General features: G+C 74.4%; 14 protein-coding genes. 7 read left to right on the top strand and 7 right to left on the bottom strand.

Going from position 1 to position 16,568, the window contains the following annotated elements:
- Positions 1-264: 264 nt before the first annotated feature.
- Positions 265-1,191, bottom strand: a complete 927-nt coding sequence (locus tag ADL22_RS04610) for a Ppx/GppA phosphatase family protein (protein WP_066974109.1) — start codon at positions 1,189-1,191, stop codon at positions 265-267.
- A gap of 58 nt (positions 1,192-1,249) precedes the next feature.
- Between ADL22_RS04610 and ADL22_RS04605 the strand changes: the two genes are divergently transcribed.
- Positions 1,250-2,134: a hypothetical protein gene (locus ADL22_RS04605; protein WP_066974108.1), complete on the top strand. Its 885-nt coding sequence runs from the start codon at positions 1,250-1,252 to the stop codon at positions 2,132-2,134.
- A 78-nt stretch (positions 2,135-2,212) separates the two neighbouring features.
- Here ADL22_RS04605 and ADL22_RS04600 read toward each other — a convergent pair whose 3' ends face one another.
- Positions 2,213-4,192, bottom strand: a complete 1,980-nt coding sequence (locus ADL22_RS04600; protein WP_066974107.1) for a BACON domain-containing protein — start codon at positions 4,190-4,192, stop codon at positions 2,213-2,215.
- 268 nt (positions 4,193-4,460) lie between these two features.
- Between ADL22_RS04600 and radA the strand changes: the two genes are divergently transcribed.
- Positions 4,461-5,873 carry a DNA repair protein RadA gene (radA, locus tag ADL22_RS04595; RefSeq protein WP_066974106.1) on the top strand — a complete coding sequence of 471 codons (1,413 nt, stop codon included), beginning with the start codon at positions 4,461-4,463 and terminating at the stop codon, positions 5,871-5,873.
- A 133-nt stretch (positions 5,874-6,006) separates the two neighbouring features.
- On the top strand, positions 6,007-7,128 hold the full coding sequence (disA, locus tag ADL22_RS04590) for a DNA integrity scanning diadenylate cyclase DisA (protein ID WP_066974105.1): 1,122 nt from the start codon (positions 6,007-6,009) through the stop codon (positions 7,126-7,128).
- A 615-nt stretch (positions 7,129-7,743) separates the two neighbouring features.
- On the opposite strand, the gene ADL22_RS04585 is transcribed toward disA, so the two are convergent.
- Positions 7,744-8,238, bottom strand: coding sequence for a DUF3237 domain-containing protein (locus ADL22_RS04585; RefSeq protein ID WP_066974104.1), 495 nt, complete (start codon positions 8,236-8,238; stop codon positions 7,744-7,746).
- Complete coding sequence (locus ADL22_RS04580; protein ID WP_199836211.1) at positions 8,235-8,684, bottom strand: ester cyclase; 450 nt, start codon at positions 8,682-8,684, stop codon at positions 8,235-8,237. The genes ADL22_RS04585 and ADL22_RS04580 overlap by 4 nt, the downstream gene beginning before the upstream one ends.
- Before the next feature lie 57 nt (positions 8,685-8,741).
- On the opposite strand from ADL22_RS04580, the gene ADL22_RS04575 reads away from it, so the two are divergent.
- From ADL22_RS04575 to ADL22_RS36605, 3 genes are all read left to right on the top strand, one after another.
- The gene (locus ADL22_RS04575) at positions 8,742-9,362 is read left to right on the top strand and encodes a TetR family transcriptional regulator C-terminal domain-containing protein (RefSeq protein WP_234430538.1); all 621 of its coding nucleotides are present in this window, start codon (positions 8,742-8,744) and stop codon (positions 9,360-9,362) included.
- 451 nt (positions 9,363-9,813) lie between these two features.
- On the top strand, positions 9,814-10,305 hold the full coding sequence (locus ADL22_RS04570) for a hypothetical protein (RefSeq protein ID WP_066974101.1): 492 nt from the start codon (positions 9,814-9,816) through the stop codon (positions 10,303-10,305).
- Positions 10,306-10,582: 277 nt separating this feature from the next.
- On the top strand, positions 10,583-12,655 hold the full coding sequence (locus ADL22_RS36605; protein ID WP_267890142.1) for a LysM peptidoglycan-binding domain-containing protein: 2,073 nt from the start codon (positions 10,583-10,585) through the stop codon (positions 12,653-12,655).
- A gap of 79 nt (positions 12,656-12,734) precedes the next feature.
- Here the strand turns inward: ADL22_RS36605 and ADL22_RS04560 are convergent, their stop codons facing one another.
- From ADL22_RS04560 to ADL22_RS04550, 3 genes are all read right to left on the bottom strand, one after another.
- Positions 12,735-13,727, bottom strand: coding sequence for an NAD-dependent epimerase/dehydratase family protein (locus ADL22_RS04560; RefSeq protein ID WP_066974099.1), 993 nt, complete (start codon positions 13,725-13,727; stop codon positions 12,735-12,737).
- Between the two features lie 138 nt (positions 13,728-13,865).
- Complete coding sequence (locus ADL22_RS04555) at positions 13,866-14,690, bottom strand: hypothetical protein (RefSeq protein ID WP_066974098.1); 825 nt, start codon at positions 14,688-14,690, stop codon at positions 13,866-13,868.
- Positions 14,691-14,886: 196 nt separating this feature from the next.
- The gene (locus ADL22_RS04550; RefSeq protein ID WP_234430537.1) at positions 14,887-15,408 is read right to left on the bottom strand and encodes a pyridoxamine 5'-phosphate oxidase family protein; all 522 of its coding nucleotides are present in this window, start codon (positions 15,406-15,408) and stop codon (positions 14,887-14,889) included.
- 153 nt (positions 15,409-15,561) lie between these two features.
- Between ADL22_RS04550 and ADL22_RS04545 the strand changes: the two genes are divergently transcribed.
- Positions 15,562-16,521, top strand: a complete 960-nt coding sequence (locus ADL22_RS04545) for an A/G-specific adenine glycosylase (protein ID WP_066974096.1) — start codon at positions 15,562-15,564, stop codon at positions 16,519-16,521.
- Positions 16,522-16,568 lie beyond the last annotated feature (47 nt).

The following is a 16,568-nucleotide window of genomic DNA, read 5'->3' as shown; positions in this document are numbered from 1 at the left end:
ACCGGGCCGGGGCGGAGGGGATGTCCCGGACCCCGCCCGCAGGATCTGGAGCGAACCGCGGGGTATTCGTCATCGCACGGACCAGATGCGCCCGCACCGAGGACGGGGTCCGGGGCAGCCCCTCCGCCCCCCACCACCGCCGCGTAGGCGAGGCCACCGCAAGCAACCACGGCGCCGCACACAACAACGTGGGGCGACCACAAACAACCCACCCGCCGCCACGGCGAGCAACCACGCACCGCGCGGGTCCGGCGGAACGACCCACTACGGAAGGTGATCCAGCCGCCGCAGAATCACCCCCTCCCGCAACGCCCAAGGACACACCTCCAACGTCTCCACCCCGAACAAATCCATCGCCGCCTCCGCCACCAGCGCCCCCGCGAGCAACTGCCGCGCCCGCCCCTCCGACACCCCCGGCAGCCCGGCCCGCTCCCGCGCACTCATCTGCGCAAGCCGCGGCACCCACTCCTCCAGCGTCTTCCGCGGCAGCTCCCGCTGGACGTACAGCCCCTCCGACGACCGCGCCGCCCCCGCGATCCGCGCCAGCGCCTTGAACGTCTTCGACGTCCCCACGACCTGATCCGGCGCCCCGTGCCGCGCGAAGTCGCTCACCACCCGCGCGATCCCGGCCCGCACCCGCCGCCGCAGCGCCCGTACGTCGTCGGGGTCCGGCGGATCGGCCGGAAGCTCGGCGGCCGTGAGCCGCCCGGCGCCGTACGGCAGGGACACCGCGACGTCCGGGTCCTCGTCCAGCCCGTAGGCGATCTCCAGCGAGCCGCCGCCGATGTCGAGGACGAGCAGCCGCCCGGCGGACCAGCCGAGCCAGCGGCGGGCGGCGAGGAAGGTGAGCCGCGCCTCGTCCTCGCCGGAGAGGACCTGGAGCGTCACCCCGGTGTCGTCGGCGAGGCGGCGGAGCACGTCCTCGCCGTTGGTGGCCTCGCGGATCGCGGAGGTGGCGAACGGCAGGACGTCCTCGACGCCCTTGTCCTCGGCGACCCGCATCGCCTCGCGGACGGTGGCGATCAGGCGGTGCACGCCGTCGTCGCTTATGGCGCCGTCCGCGTCGAGGAGTTCGGCCAGGCGCAGCTCCGCCTTGTGCGAGTAGGCGGGCAGCGGGCGCGCGCCGGGGTGTGCGTCGACCACCAGGAGGTGGACCGTGTTCGACCCCACATCGAGGACACCGAGTCTCATACGGGGAAACCTACTGCCGCGACCGGAGACGCCCGGCGCCGGCCGTACGCTGGACCCCGTGGCAAAGACGAAACAGGCGAAGCACGTAAAAGCCCTGAAGAAGGAAGAAAAGCGACGCGCGCAGGCAGCGGCGGCGGCGCGGTCCGGTGACGGGGCTCCGGCCGACGAGGTCGGTCTCGACTTCGCCCGCGCCTGGGTCACGTTCCCGGACCCGGCGGACGACGAGCAGATCTTCCGCTGCGACCTGACGTGGCTGACGTCCCGCTGGACCTGCATTTTCGGCAGCGGCTGCCAGGGTATCCAGGCGGGCCGGGCGGACGACGGCTGCTGCACGCTGGGCGCGCACTTCTCCGACGAGGAGGACGAGGAGCGCGTCGCGGGGCATGTGGCGCGGCTGACGCCGGAGCTGTGGCAGTTCCACGACGTCGGCACGGCGTCCGGCTGGACCGAGGAGGACGAGGACGGCGAGCGGCAGACGCGCCGCTGGAAGGGCTCCTGCATCTTCCAGAACCGCCCCGGCTTCGCGGGCGGCGCCGGCTGCTCACTGCACATCCTCGCGCTGCGGGAGGGCCGCGAGCCGCTGGAGACCAAGCCGGACGTGTGCTGGCAGCTGCCGGTGCGGCGCACCTACGACTGGATCGACCGGCCGGACGACACCCAGATCCTCCAGGTCACCATCGGCGAGTACGACCGGCGCGGCTGGGGGCCGGGCGGCCACGACCTGCACTGGTGGTGCACGTCGGCGACCTCGGCGCACGGTGCCGGCGAGCCCGTCTACGTCACGTACAAGCCGGAGCTGACCGAGCTGATGGGCCCGGCCGGGTACGCCAAGCTCGCCGAACTGTGCGTCCAGCGCCTGGCGTCGGAACTGCCGCTGGCACCGCATCCGGCGGATCCGAAGCCGGGCGCGGGGGCACCGGGGGGCACGGCCGACGAGGAGTAAGAGGTCCGGGGGGCAGGGGCCGACCGCGAGAGGGCCCGCCCCCCGGCGTCACCTCCCGTGCGGGCCCGCCCCCCGGCGTCACCTCCCGTGCGCCCCCGCCGCAGGCGACGGCCCGCCCGGGCCGCCCGGGCCGCCCGGCCCACCCGCGCTCTGCGACGGCGAAGGCGCCGGCGTCGGCCCCGCCGGCCCCGGCCCGCTCGGCCGCGGGGAGGGCCGCGGCGAGGGGTGGTGGCCCGGCCCGGGGCCCGGCCCCGGCGCCGGATCGGTGGCCCCGTGGCCGTCCAGCGTGATGACCGTGCCGCCCGGTTCGATGGTGATCACCGACCGCCAGTGGCCCTCGGGTTCGCGGTCGTGGTCCACGTAGACGGTGATCGTGGTGGACTGGCCGGGCCGCAGCTGCCCGGCGGTGTGGCTCATCTGGAGCCAGGGCGCGCCCGCGGTCGCCCGCCAGCGGACCGGGGTGCCGCCGGAGGCGCTGATCGTGATGACCGTGGTGCCGGCGGCCGGCTCCGCGGCGACGGTCAGCCGGCCGGGGCCGCGCTCCTCCCGCCCGCCGGGGGTCGGCGGCGGGCCGGTGGGCGCGCTCAGCACCGAGACCGCCACATCCGAGGCGCCGGGGTCGCCGGGGGCACCCGCATCACCCGCCGCGTCCCCCTTGCCTGACGCATCGTCACCTTCCCGGGCGCCCGGCCGAGGCGACGACGTCCGGGCGCTGCCCGCGTTCTCGTAACGGCCGCCGGCCAGCCGCCGGCCGTTGACCCCGTCACCGCCGCCGGGCCCCTCGGCGTCCCCGGCGGCGTCGTTGGCGGACACCGTGGGCAGGACGCCGGACTCGCCGGCCTCGGGGGCGTTCCGGTACGCGGCCCAGAGCGCGAGTACGGGCGCGGCCAGCACCGTGGCCACCAGGGTGGTGGTCAGCGCCCGGTTGCGGAGCCGGCGGCGGCGGGCGGTCCGGTCGGTGGGGACGCGGGGGAATCCGCTGCGGTCGTAGCGTGGAGAACCGTTTGCTCCACCGCTCCGGCCGCCCCGTACAGGGACGGCCCCGGGCACGCCCTCGGCGCGTCCGGAACGGGCCGCGCGGGCCGCCGCCAGGGCCGCGGCGACCGCCGGCCGGTCGGCGGGGACCAGCGGCAGCGCGCCGTGGTCGGCGGGCGCGGTGCCGGGCCAGGGGCCGGCGGCGGTGGCGCGTTCGGCGGTCCGGCGGCATTCGGCGCAGTCGTCGACATGGCGCACCAGCTCGCGGCGGAGCGCGGCGCCCAGCAGCATCTGGCCGTCGCCGGCCAGCCGGGCCACGTCCGGACATCGCCCGAACTCGACCACCGCCAGCGCCGCGCTGGTCCGCTCGACCTCGCAGGAGGCGGCGGCCAGCAGGGTGCGGGTGGCGGCGGGCTCGGCGCCGGTGACGGCGGCGATCGCGTCCGGGGTGAGGCGGTGGCGGACCGACAGCTCCAGGACCTCGCGCTGCTCGGGGGTGGTGCCGGCGGCCTCGGGCCAGGCGAGGGCGGCGAGTTCGCGGCGGTGGTCGGGGGCGGCGGGGTCGGCCGCGTCGACGGGGTCGGGGGCGGCATCGGCCTCCGGGGCGGCGGGCTCGGGTGGGGCGCCGGGGGCGGCGCCCTGGGGCTCGTCACCGTCATCGGGCGCGAGGGCACCGGCCGTCTCCGCCACCGTCTCCGCCACCGGCTCCGCCAGCCGCCGCAGGCACGCCCAGCGGGCCAGGGCGTAGAGCCAGGGGCCGAAGAGGGCGGGGTCGGCGGGGCGCCGCCCGTGCTGCCGCTCGGCGAGCGCCAGCGTCTCGCCGAGGACGGCGGCCGCCGTGTCGTGCTCGCACAGCACGGACAGGCAGTAGGTGAACAGCCCGTCCAGCCAGGGTTCGTAGCGGTCCTCGGGCCAGGGTTCGTAGCGGTCTGCGGGCTCGGGGCGCTCCCGGTGCGCGTCGCGGTCCCGGTGCCGGGGGCGGCCGGGCCCGTCGTCGGCCGGCGGCCGGCGCCGGTGCGGCGCGGCGGCATGCGACCGGAGTGCGCCGGTGGTGTGCGTAGGGTGCTCGGGCCTGCTGCTCATCACCCCGGCGACGGTAGGGGGATGATGCAGCCGCTCCCGCGCAGGAGGGTCACTTTTAACCCGTACGGGTGACCATCTCCCTCAAAAGGGGACACGGATCTGCTAGGTGGCCGCGCAGACGCGCCCGGCGCACGCGCCCCCTCGCCGCGGCCGACCGCCGCGACCGACCATCGCGGCCGACCGCCGGACGGCCCCGCCCGCCGCGAGAGCCCGCGCTCCGGCCCCGCTGCCGGAGCCCGCTGTCAGACCCCGCCGCTACGGTGGCGTCATGGCAACTCGCAAATCGTCGGCCAAGGAGCGCCCCTCGTACCGCTGCACCGAGTGCGGCTGGACCACCGCCAAGTGGCTCGGCCGCTGCCCGGAGTGCCAGGCGTGGGGCACGGTCGAGGAGTACGGCGCCGCCCCCGCGGTGCGCACCACCGCGCCCGGCCGGGTCACCACCGCCGCCCTCCCCATCGGCCAGGTCGACGGGCAGCAGGCCGCCGCCCGCTCCACGGGCGTGCCGGAGCTGGACCGCGTGCTGGGCGGCGGGCTGGTCCCCGGCGCGGTGGTGCTGCTGGCCGGCGAGCCCGGCGTCGGCAAGTCCACCCTCCTCCTGGACGTCGCCGCCAAGGCCGCCTCCGCCGAGCACCGCACCCTCTACGTCACCGGCGAGGAGTCCGCGAGCCAGGTGCGGCTGCGCGCCGACCGCATCGGCGCGCTCGACGACGATCTCTATCTGGCCGCCGAGACCGACCTCTCCGCCGTGCTCGGCCACCTCGACACGGTCAAGCCGTCCCTGCTGATCCTGGATTCCGTGCAGACCGTCGCCTCGCCGGAGATCGACGGCGCGCCGGGCGGGATGGCGCAGGTCCGCGAGGTCGCCGGGGCGCTGATCCGGGCGTCGAAGGAGCGCGGGATGTCCACGCTCCTGGTGGGCCACGTCACCAAGGACGGCGCGATCGCCGGCCCGCGCCTGCTGGAGCACCTGGTGGACGTGGTGCTGCACTTCGAGGGCGACCGGCACGCCCGGCTCCGCCTCGTCCGCGGGGTGAAGAACCGCTACGGCACCACGGATGAGGTCGGCTGCTTCGAGCTGCACGACGAGGGGATCACGGGCCTGGCCGACCCCTCGGGCCTCTTCCTGACGCGCCGCGCCGAGCCGGTGCCGGGGACGTGCCTGACGGTGACGCTGGAGGGCCGCCGCCCCCTGGTCGCCGAGGTGCAGGCGCTCACCGTCGACTCCCAGATCCCCTCCCCGCGGCGTACGACGTCCGGGCTGGAGACGTCCCGGGTGTCGATGATGCTGGCCGTGCTGGAGCAGCGCGGCCGGATCAGCGCGCTCGGCAAGCGCGACATCTACAGCGCCACGGTCGGCGGGGTGAAGCTCAGCGAGCCGGCCGCGGATCTCGCGGTGGCCCTGGCGCTGGCCAGCGCGGCCAGTGACACCCCGCTGCCGAAGAATCTGGTCGCGATCGGCGAGGTGGGGCTGGCCGGCGAGGTCCGGCGGGTGACGGGTGTGCAGCGCCGGCTGTCCGAGGCCGCCCGGCTCGGCTTCACGCACGCGCTCGTCCCGTCCGACCCCGGGCGGATCCCGGACGGGATGCGGGTCCTGGAGGTCGCGGACGTCGGCGAGGCGCTGACCGTGCTGCCCAAGCGGGTGCGGCGGGAGGCCCCGCGGGAGGAGGGCGCGCGCCGGTAGACTTTGCCCCGGTCTCGCCCGTCACCGCCGTCTCCGCCGCAGGCCGCGTAGCTCCTGGATACCCTCCTCTGGTACGCGCCGCGGCTCCGGCCGGGCGGCCTGCGGACCGACAGACATGCGACGGAGGAGTGCAGTGGCAGCCAACGACCGGGCGTCGTCTCCCGGCAGGTCCGCGGGGACCGGCACCGAGAGCCTGATGCGCGCCTCGCTGAGCGCCGTCGCGCCCGGCACCGCCCTGCGGGACGGCCTGGAGCGGATCCTCCGCGGCAATACGGGCGGCCTGATCGTCCTGGGCTTCGACAAGACCGTCGAGTCGATGTGCACGGGCGGGTTCGTGCTGGACGTCGAGTTCACCGCGACCCGTCTGCGGGAGCTGTGCAAGCTCGACGGCGCGCTGGTCCTCGACAAGGACATCACCAAGATCCTGCGGGCCGGTGTCCAGCTGGTGCCGGACGCGTCCATCCCCACCGAGGAGACCGGCACCCGCCACCGCACCGCCCAGCGGGTCTCCATCCAGACCAACTTCCCGGTGATCTCGGTCAGCCAGTCGATGCGGCTGATCGCGCTGTACGTGGACGGCGAGCGGCGCGTACTGGAGGAGTCCGCGGCGATCCTCTCCCGCGCCAATCAGGCGCTGGCCACCCTGGAGCGCTACAAGCTCCGGCTGGACGAGGTCGCCGGCACGCTCTCCGCGCTGGAGATCGAGGATCTGGTGACGGTCCGGGACGTCTCCGCGGTCGCCCAGCGGCTGGAGATGGTCCGCCGGATCGCCACCGAGATCGCCGAGTACGTCGTCGAGCTGGGCACGGACGGCCGCCTGCTGGCCCTCCAGCTGGAGGAGCTGATCGCGGGCGTCGAGCCGGAGCGGGAGCTGGTGGCCCGCGACTACGTCCCCGAGCCGACCGCCAAGCGCTCCCGCACGGTCGCCGAGGCGCTGGCCGAGCTGGACGCCCTCACCCACACCGAACTCCTCGAACTCCCCATCGTGGCGCGGGCGTTGGGCTACAGCGGCTCGATGGAGACCCTGGACTCCGCCGTCTCCCCCCGCGGCTTCCGCCTCCTGGCGAAGGTCCCCCGCCTGCCGGGCGCCGTCATCGACCGCCTGGTCGACCACTTCGGCGGCCTCCAGAAACTCCTCGCCGCCAGCGTCGACGACCTCCAGGCGGTGGAAGGCGTCGGCGAGACCCGCGCCCGCTCCGTCCGCGAGGGCCTCTCCCGCCTGGCCGAGTCCTCCATCCTGGAACGGTACGTCTGACTCGGGGATACCCGGTAGGTCTGACCCGGGAATACCCGGTACGTCCGCCCCGGGAATACCTGGTACGTCTGACTCGGAAGTACCCGGTACGTCTGCCCGGGAATACCCGCCCCTCCCACCGCCGTTGAGGTCCCGTAGGGGGGCTTCGGGTCCCTTACGGGATCCGTTCGCATGCCCCCTGGGGGATACCGCCCGCCTCGCGGCGGCCGGCCCCGGGGCTCCGCCCCCGCGCCCCCGCCCCGTCACGGCTCGGGAATACCCGCGCCCTACGCCGCGTTGGGACCCCGCAGGGGGCGCTCGCGCCCCTTACGGGATCCGTTCGCACGCCCCGTAAGGGCGCCCGCGCCCGCCCCGGCCCCGACCCCCGCTCTTCCAGGCAGACCGGGCAGTCGTCGCGCGGTGCCCCGCACCGCACCCCGCAGGTCGAACGGATCGGAAGCCGCGGACCCGCCACCGGCATGGTGCGTTGCGAAGTCGGCATGGGCACTTCTCCCTGGGTGGGTCCCGCCATCGCAGGAACCGGCATCAGCATCTGCAGCGTCGGGCCCCCCTGCCGCCCGCGCTCCTATCGATCACCGAAGCGGATCGTCCTGACAATCCTTCGGCCTTCGGCGCTCATTCGACCTGGGCGACCTTGTAGGCGATCCCGCCTTCGACGAGGTAACCCGCTCCGACGCAGACGATGTCGTTCAGCCAGGCGTACTCCTGCGATCCGGTCTCGAAAAGCGGGTTGGTGCGGAAGTAGTAGCGGGCCGGGTCGATGTCGTACCTCTTGGCCGGATCGGCGATATCGGCCCGCAATTCGGGCGGGGTGACCCAGCGGCCGCCGTAGGTCATGTACACCAGGGCGCCGTCGTGGGTCCGCAGGGTGAGGCGCACGTCCAGCGACATCGTCCCGTCGGGGCGGAACAGTGCCCAGTCGCCGCCGATCGGGAGCACGTCGCCGTGCAGGCGCGGTCCGTGGAAGGTGCCTCCCGTGTCGCCGAAGAGAGTTCTGCGGCCGAGCGGGCCGGTGCCGAAGTCCAGTCGGGGGCTCAGGTCGACGACGAGGTCGAACAGGTGGCGCGTGGTGATCTCGCCGATGGTCTTCGTGCGGGGGTCGGGGGTCATGCGCTGCCTCCCAGCAGGGTGTGCCGGACCTGGTCGGTGGAGACGCCCGACTGGGCGCACAGCTCCGCGAGGTCGAGGAAGAACCGCTCGCCGGCGATCAGGCCGTCAGCGAAGGTGAACTGGAGGAACACCGGGAGTTCGGCGCGCCTGCCGTTGGGCGTCGCGCCGAACCGGTCACCGGTCATGGTCATGCGTGCCGTTCCCCAGCAGACCAGGGTGTCGTCGTTGCCGGCGTGCCCGTCGAGGGTGACCTCGTAGTCGGGGAAGGACGCGAAGAAGCGTGCCAGCGCCTTCTCGTTGTCGGGCAGGCCGCGGGCCTTGGTGCCGAAGGGTGGCGACTCCAGCAGTACGTCCCGGTGCAGGAGCCGGAGCGCCGCGGGCAGGTCCTGACGGCTCTTGGCGTGCGCCAGTGCCTGGGCGAGCTCGAACATCTGATGGGTGTTCACGCAGAAAACATACGGTCGTACGTACGTATTCTGCAAGGGGGTGGCACAATGAGGCCGGTGAGCGAGGATGTGCAGGACGGGCGCCTGCTTCGAGGTCTGCGGTCGCGACGGACGATCGTGCGGCACGCCGTCGACACGGCGTCGTTGGACGGGCTCGACGGGCTCAGCTTCGGTCGGCTCGCGACGGACCTGAACGTGCGCAAGAGCAGCGTCCAGACGCTCTTCGCCACGAAGGAGAAGCTCCAACTGGCCGTGATCGAGGCGGCGCGCGAGACCTTCGAGGAGGCCGTGATCCGCCCCGCGCTGGCCCGACCCCAGGGCGCCGAGCGGCTGCGCGCCCTGGTCGAGCACTGGCTCGCCTACGCCGAGCAGCCGCTGTTCCCGGGCGGTTGCTTCTGGGCGGCGAACCTGCCCGAGTTCGACAGCCGGCCGGGCCCGGTGCGGGACATGCTGGCCGGCCACCAACGGGCCTGGCGCGACCGCATCGCCACCGAGCTGCGACACGCCGTCGATGACGCGGGGACGAGTGCCGGCCTCGATGCCGACCTCACCGCGTTCCAGATCGACGCCGTGCTCACCGCCGCGAACACCGCGATGCGCCTGGGCGACGACACGGCGGCCGCGAAGGTCCGCCGCGTCGTCGACAGCCTCCTCGCGCCGCTGGCCGCGCAAGACTGAGAAATGATCCCTCCGGCGCGCCCCGGGAGTCGCGTCTCCCCATCAGCGGCCGGCGCGTGGCGATGGCCCGCTCACGGCTCCGGGCTCGGCGGGCGGTTGGGTGCCGCCCCTGATTGGCCCAACAGCGGTAGTGGCGTGCGGTTGAGTGCGGCGAAGCTCGTATAGCGAGCCCGCAGCGCGTGCGCGCTGGATTCCGCAGGATCGCTCACGGCCTCCCGGACGGACGGCCTGGGTCGTGGCCTCATCCGGAGCTGTGCCTTGCCGCTCGCGCCGTACGCGGCACGGGTTCGTGTACGCGGCACGGCTTCGTGTACGCGGCACGGCTTCGTGTACGCGGCACGGGTTCGTGTACGCGGCACGGCTTCGTGTACGCGGCACGGTTTCGTGCCTGCGTGAGCGCGGCCTTGGTGCCGCACGGGCAACGGTTCCCGCGACCGTCAGGAGGACGATTGTGGCACTCACCGAGGTCGACCTGCTCAATGCCGGCGACGAGGGCCTCGTGGAACTCTTCGGCAGGAGCCCGGCCGGTGACGTCCCCAAGGGTCCGACCGAGGGCACCGGCATCGTGCGGTGGGGAGGCGGCCGGATCGCCCGCCCCCTCGCCCGGCTGGTGCGTGCGGCCGTCTGGCGGGGCAAGGTCTTCGACCCCGACGGCTATCTGAGCAACCGGATGACCTCGTTCGACGTGCTCGCCATCCAGGCTCAGGTCTACAAGGGCCCGAGCCTGATGGACGAGAGGGAATGCATCGTCATCGACTACTCCAAGATCTCCCTCGCCGCCCGCGGCGTACGCGACGAGATGCGGCAGGTCGGCGAGGGGCTGTATCTCGGGGTGGTCTGGCTGTTCGGGATCAGGGTCGGCTGGTTCGCGCTGCGGGTGCCGGAGGTCGACCGCACGCTTCCCGGCACCGGGGAAGCCGCGGCCGGACCGCCACCGCGATAGGCACACCGCACCCCGCACCTGACCCCCGCCCGCGCCCTCGCAAGGCGGCGTGGTGCCGGCGTGAAGGTGGCCCCGGGCGGGTCTCCCGGGGCCACCGCATGCCGGCGGCTCGGCCGCCGAGCCGACTACTCCAGCGAAAGGTTCACCAGCCATGGGCTCGTCCGGCATATCCGCCCGCAGGTCAGCGTCTGCCCGTCGCCCCCGGAGGCGGAGGCGCACGGCGTCCGCGCTGGGGATTTCCGCCGCAGCCGGAGCCGCGGCGGCCATGGTCGCGGGTGTGGCGAACGTCCCGGCCCCCTCGATCGGCGCCGCGCCGGGCCCGTTGCACGGCACCGTCACCGGCGCGGGCGCGCCGCTTCGAGGAGCCCAGGTCACGCTCTTCGCCGGCTCCCGCTCAGGGGTCAGGGAACTGGGCCGCGCGACGACCGACGCCACCGGCTCGTTCGCCATCTCCTACGCCCGGCCCGCTGCCGGGGTGCTGTACGTGGAGGCCACGCCGGCCAACGCCCGCCGGCTGCGGCTGCGTTCGGTGGTGGCGGTCGGCGAGGGCGGCGCGGTTCCCGCCCGGACGTTGAGCCGGGTACGGGTCAACGAACTCACCACCGTCGCCGCCACCTACGCCCTGGCCCAGTTCAGCGGCCCCCGCGGTGTGGCCGGGCCGGGCCCGGGGCTGCAGAACGCCGCGGCGACGGCGTTCAACCTCGCCGATCCGGTCACCGGCAAGCCCGGCGGGGTGGTCACCAACGCCGACAACGGCAAGGGCAACGAAACCCTCGCCACCCTCAACACCCTCGCCAACCTGGTCTCCCTCTGCGTCACGGACACGACCCGCTGCGGGACCCTGCTGCGGCTGGCGACTCCTCCCGGCGGTACGCCTCCCGCAGACACCGTGCAGGCGGTGGCCAACCTGGCCCGCAACCCCGCGCTGTCCCCGGCCGGGCTCTACGGACTGGCGCGCGCCGCCAGCCACTACGCCCCCGCGCTCACCGCCGCTCCCACGGGCTGGATCCTGGCGCTGCGCTACACCGGCACCGATCTGTACGCCCCCGGCCGCATCGCCTTCGACGCGAAGGGCAACGCGTGGGCGTCCAACAACTGGTTGCCGGGCACCCGCAAGCCCACCCCGTACATCAGCGTGCTCGACCCGGCGGGCCGCCCGATCCTGGGCAGCCCGATCGGGGGCGGTGGCATGAAGGGCGGTGACTGGGGTGCCGCCGTCGCCCCGGACGGCTCCGTGTGGATGAGCAGCTACGGCGGCAACGCGGTGGCGCACTACTCGGCCACGGGCAGACCGCTGTCACCTCCCGAAGGATGGCGGAACGGCGGGCTCCGCCACCCCCAGGGCATCGCCGTGGACCGGCGGGGCAATGTGTGGATCGCGAACAACTTCGGCCTGGAGACCGCACCGGGCCAGGGCAATGTGGTCGTCTACCCGCACGGCGACCCGTCCAAGGCGATCACCATCACCGGCGGCGGCCTCAACCATCCGTTCGCCGTCCAGATCGACGGTTACGGGCGGGCCTGGGTCAGCAACGCCGGACTCGGCGGCGCCCGGCTGGTGAACACCCCCCTGGCGCCCCTGATCGGGAAGTTCGGCGGCAGCGTCACCGTGATCGGGCCCGACTTCAGGCCCACGGCGGCCTCGCCCATCGAGAGCGACTCCTTCAAATGGCCGCTGTCCATCGCCATCGACTCCAGGAACAACGCCTGGGTCAACAGCTACTTCAACAGCACGGTCACGCAACTGCGGCCCAACGGGAGCGTCGCGGGCGTGTACAAACTGCCCGAGAAGACCCTCCCCTGGTCGGTGGCCGTCGACGGATCCGACCGCGTGTGGGTCGCCGGCTTCCTCACCCCGGGCGTATGGACGCTCTGCGGCGCCGACACCGCCGCCTGCCCGCCCGGCAGCACCACCGGCACCGTCCTCTCGCCCCGGCAGGGCTTCCGGAACAAGGCCATCCAGCACCTCACGGCCGTGCAGATCGACCAGTCCGGCAATGTCTGGCTGGCCAACAACTGGTCGCATATCGTCCCGCCCGCCGGCGGCGTAGGACTCGTGGAACTCATCGGGGCGGCCACCCCGGTCTGCACCCCCCTCACCCCCGTGCCGGCCCGGCCCTCCGCTACGGCCCCCACCGCCTGCGCCGACCGAACGACGGCAGCGGACCCGCCCACCGGCAAGCCGACCGCTCCCCGCACCGGCCCCTACCTCGTACGCCCCGGGGACACCCTCAGCAGCATCGGCAACATCCACGGCGAGCCCTGGAAGACCCTGTACGAGAAGAACAAGACCGTCATCGGATCCGACCCGAACCGGATCACCCCAGGCCAGCACCTCACCCTCCACTGAACGCGGGCCACATGGGCCACCTGCACACCAGCGTCGGCAGGTGCCGCAACGTCCCTCGGCGCGCCCCGGGGCGGGCCCCCTACCCCCGCCCCAACACCCCCGCCTCCTTCTCCTCCGGGAGGCCGACCGTCGGCCGGTCCGGGCGTTGAGGGGCTGTGCCGCCGATGGACTGGAGCCAGGTCCAGGTGTCGGTGAGGGTTTCGGTGAGGGGGCGGCAGCGGAGGCCGGTGGCGAGGGCCTTGGTGACGTCACTGCCGTGGAGGGCGTCGTAGACGTCGCCCGGCGGCAGCCAGACCGGCAGTTCGGTCCAGGGCTCGATGCCCGCCGCGAGGATGGCCTCGGGCGCCGTCCAGCGCAGGTCCGCCGTGCCGCCGGTCACCCGGGCGCAGCCCTCCAGCAGTTCGCCCATGGTGGCGTGGCCCGGCTCGCTGACCAGGTTGTACGGCCCGGACCTGCCGTCCCGTACGGCGTCCAGGGTCCACTCGGCGAGGTCGCGGGCGTCGATGTACTGCAACGCCAGGTCGCGCGGCCCCGGCGCCAGGACCGGCCCGCCGCGCGCGATCCTGTTCAGCCACCACGGCAGCCGCCCGATGTTCTCGTACGGGCCGAGGATCAGCCCGGCGCGGACGAACAGCGCCCGGTCGTCGCCGAACGCCTCGCTCACCGCCAGCTCACCGCCCCGTTTGGCGCGCGCGTAGTCCTCGGCCCCGGTGTCGTCCGGCGAACCGTCCACCACGGCCGCCGCCTCGCTGATCCGCTCCACGGGCGGGAAGGCGTAGACGGAGCAGGTGGAGATGTACGCGTACCGTCCGACCCGGCCGGCCAGCAGGCGGGCGGTGTCCCGGACCGCGACCGGGGCCGCGCTCCACGTATCGACCACGGCGTCCCACGCGCCGTCCTCCAGGGCGGCCGTGCCGCCCTCCGCCAGTCGGTCGCCGTGGAGCACGGTGACTCCCTGGGGCGCGGGGTGCCGCCCCCGGTGGAAGACCGTGACATCCCAGCCGCGCGCCACCGCCGCCTCGGCCAGCGCCCGGCCCACGAACTCCGTACCGCCCAGAATCAGTAGCCTCATGCCGGGGACTGTTCCCCAGCGGGCCGTCCGCCACCAGCGCCGCTCGCTCTGAGCGGATCCCCTACGGGCGGAACTTCCGGAGGGTCCCCTTCCACCCCGGAACGGGCCGCGGCCTCAGCCCTTCAGCCCTTCAGCCCTTCAGTCCTTCAGCTCGAACTTCGTCCGGGCCGCCGCCAGCCCCGGCACCTTCGCCTCGATCGTGTACGTGCCGGCCGGGACCGCCGCCGTGCTCGGGGTGGCGCACTGGGGGCCGCTGGCCCGCCGGTCCCACTCGATGGTGCGGGTCACCGCGCCCTTGGCGGGCACCTGGAGCAGTGCCGGGCCGCTGCCGGACGGGCAGTCGTCCGACGCCCATACGCGGTCGTCGCCCGCGGTGTCGGTGATGGTGAGCACCGCCGCCTTGCGCCCGAGGTCCACCTTGCAGGCCGCGCCGCCCGTGTTCCGTACGGTCAGCTCGAACTTCGGCTTCTCGTCGGATGCGTACGCGTCCTTGGCGGTGCGCAGGTCCAACTTCACTGTCTGGGGTGAGCAGTTGGGGAGGGTGGGGCCTGCCGCGACGGTGTCGCCGCCGGCGGGCTGGCCGATCGCGGTTCCGCCGGAAGCGGCGCCGCCCGTTCCGGACGCGCCACCGGCACCACCGGAGCCACCGGAGCCGCCGTCCGACCCGGAGCCCGAACCGGAACCCGAACCCCCGGACGCCCCGCCGGACCCCGACTCATCGCGCCCGCCCGGCTTTTGACCGATCGCCGGACCACTGGGCGCGGGCCCGGGCGTGATCGAGGCAGCGGGTCCGGAACCCTGCGCGCCCTTGCCCTCGTTGGCCGTCTTCCGGTCGCTCCCGCCCAGGGTGAGGACCCACACCACCAGGGCGATCAGGAGGACGACGACGGCCAGCGCAACGGCCCTCCGCCGCCAGTAGATGGAGGACGGAAGCGGCCCGATCGGATTGCGCAGTGATCCCACGCGAAAACTCTACGAGAGATCAGCACCGCCACCGGCCAGTACCCGCCGCTTCCGGCAGCAACTTTTCGCATCATCGGCCCGGAGACGGTCCGGAGGCGACCCGGAGACGGTCCGGAGGCCGCCCGGAGACGGCCCGGAGGCCATCCGCGGCCCTCGTGGCTGCCACCCAACGCCCCTGGGAACGGCCCGTCCGCCCCTACCCCCGCCACTCCTCCTTGTGCCCGAAGCCCTGGGCGTTGTCGATCAGGCGCAGCCAGTCCGGGCGCAGTTCCCACAGGGCGGTGCGCTCCAGGGCCGCGCGCAGCCGCTCGTCCTCCGTGACGAACGGGAAGCAGGCGGTGTACGTCCGCCACCCGGCGTCCCGCTCGGCGCCGTGCAGCGTCCGGCAGGTACCGCGCCCCTGAATACCGGTCAGGCCGCTCCATTCCTGGCCATCGCGCTGCACCGTGAACGCCACCCGGGCGCCCGGCTCCGCCAGGGCCCGGCCGTGCCGGGTGCTGGCCGCCGTCACGAAGTACAGGGCGGGCGCCCCGTCCGCCGCCCGGCCGGCCGCGTAGAGGACCGCGCACGCCTGCGGCCCGTCCTGGTCCGCGTAGGCCAGCGTCACCGTGGTGTGCCCGGCCAGCGCCCGTACGATCCCCGGCGGGCAGGCCCCGGCGCCGCCGGCCCCACCGCGCCCGGCCCCACTCGCCCCACTCATCTCCTCCATACCCTCCATACCGCCATCCTCGTACGCCACGCCGCGCGCGGTCCCGAAGGGCCCCGAAACGGGCCCGGCACCCCCCTCCCTTCCTGCGTGCGGGTGGGCGCGCGGCGGGGCGGGGCGGGTGCGTTTCCCGGTGGCGGGCGGGCGTGCCAGGATCGGCATGCCATGACTTCCACGCCTGCCATTCCCAGTGCCATGTCCTCCGCCGCCGAGAACACCTCCGCCGCCGTGCCGGCCGCGGGGGCCGTGGACGGGACCGGGCTGCACGGCCCGGTCACCGACTGGTTCGCCGAGCACGCTCGCGACCTCCCCTGGCGCCGCCCCGAGGCGGGCGCCTGGGGCGTGATGGTGAGCGAGTTCATGCTCCAGCAGACCCCGGTCAGCCGCGTGCTGCCGGTGTACGAGCAGTGGCTGGCCCGCTGGCCGCGCCCCGCCGACCTCGCCGCCGAGCCGCCGGGTGAGGCGGTACGCGCCTGGGGCCGGCTCGGCTACCCCCGGCGCGCACTACGGCTGCACGCCGCGGCCTCCGCCATACAGGAGCGCCACGGCGGCGACGTCCCCCGTGAACACGCCCAGCTCCTGGCGCTCCCCGGCGTCGGCGAATACACCGCCGCGGCCGTCGCGTCCTTCGCCTACGGCCAGCGCCACGCGGTGCTGGACACCAACGTGCGGCGGGTCTTCGCCCGCGCGGTCACCGGCCGCCAGTACCCGCCGAACGCCACCACCGCCGCCGAACGCAAACTCGCCCGGGCCCTGCTCCCGGAGGACGAGGGCCTCGCGGCCCGCTGGGCGGCGGCCACGATGGAGCTGGGCGCGCTGGTCTGCACCGCGCGCAGCCCGGAGTGCCACCGCTGCCCGATCGCCGCGCAGTGCGCGTGGCGGCTGGCCGGTTCGCCGGTCCACGAGGGCCCGCCGCGCCGCACCCAGGCGTACGCGGGGACCGACCGCCAGGTGCGCGGCAAGCTGCTGGCGGTGCTGCGCGAGGCCGTCACGCCGGTGCCGCAGGGCGTACTGGACGCGGTGTGGGACGAGCCGGTGCAGCGGGCCCGGGCGCTCGACGGGCTGGTCTCGGACGGCCTCGTGGAGCCGCTGGGCGGCGGCCGCTACCGCCTCCCGCACGCGTAATCCGGCGCACGTAACGCCCCCGCCGTTCCGGCCGCCTTCCCTACGGG

Origin of the sequence: Streptomyces sp. NRRL F-4489 (genome assembly GCF_001509485.1) — a bacterium.
Lineage (GTDB): Bacteria > Actinomycetota > Actinomycetes > Streptomycetales > Streptomycetaceae > Streptomyces.
This window is presented reverse-complemented; position numbering and strand designations above follow the sequence as displayed.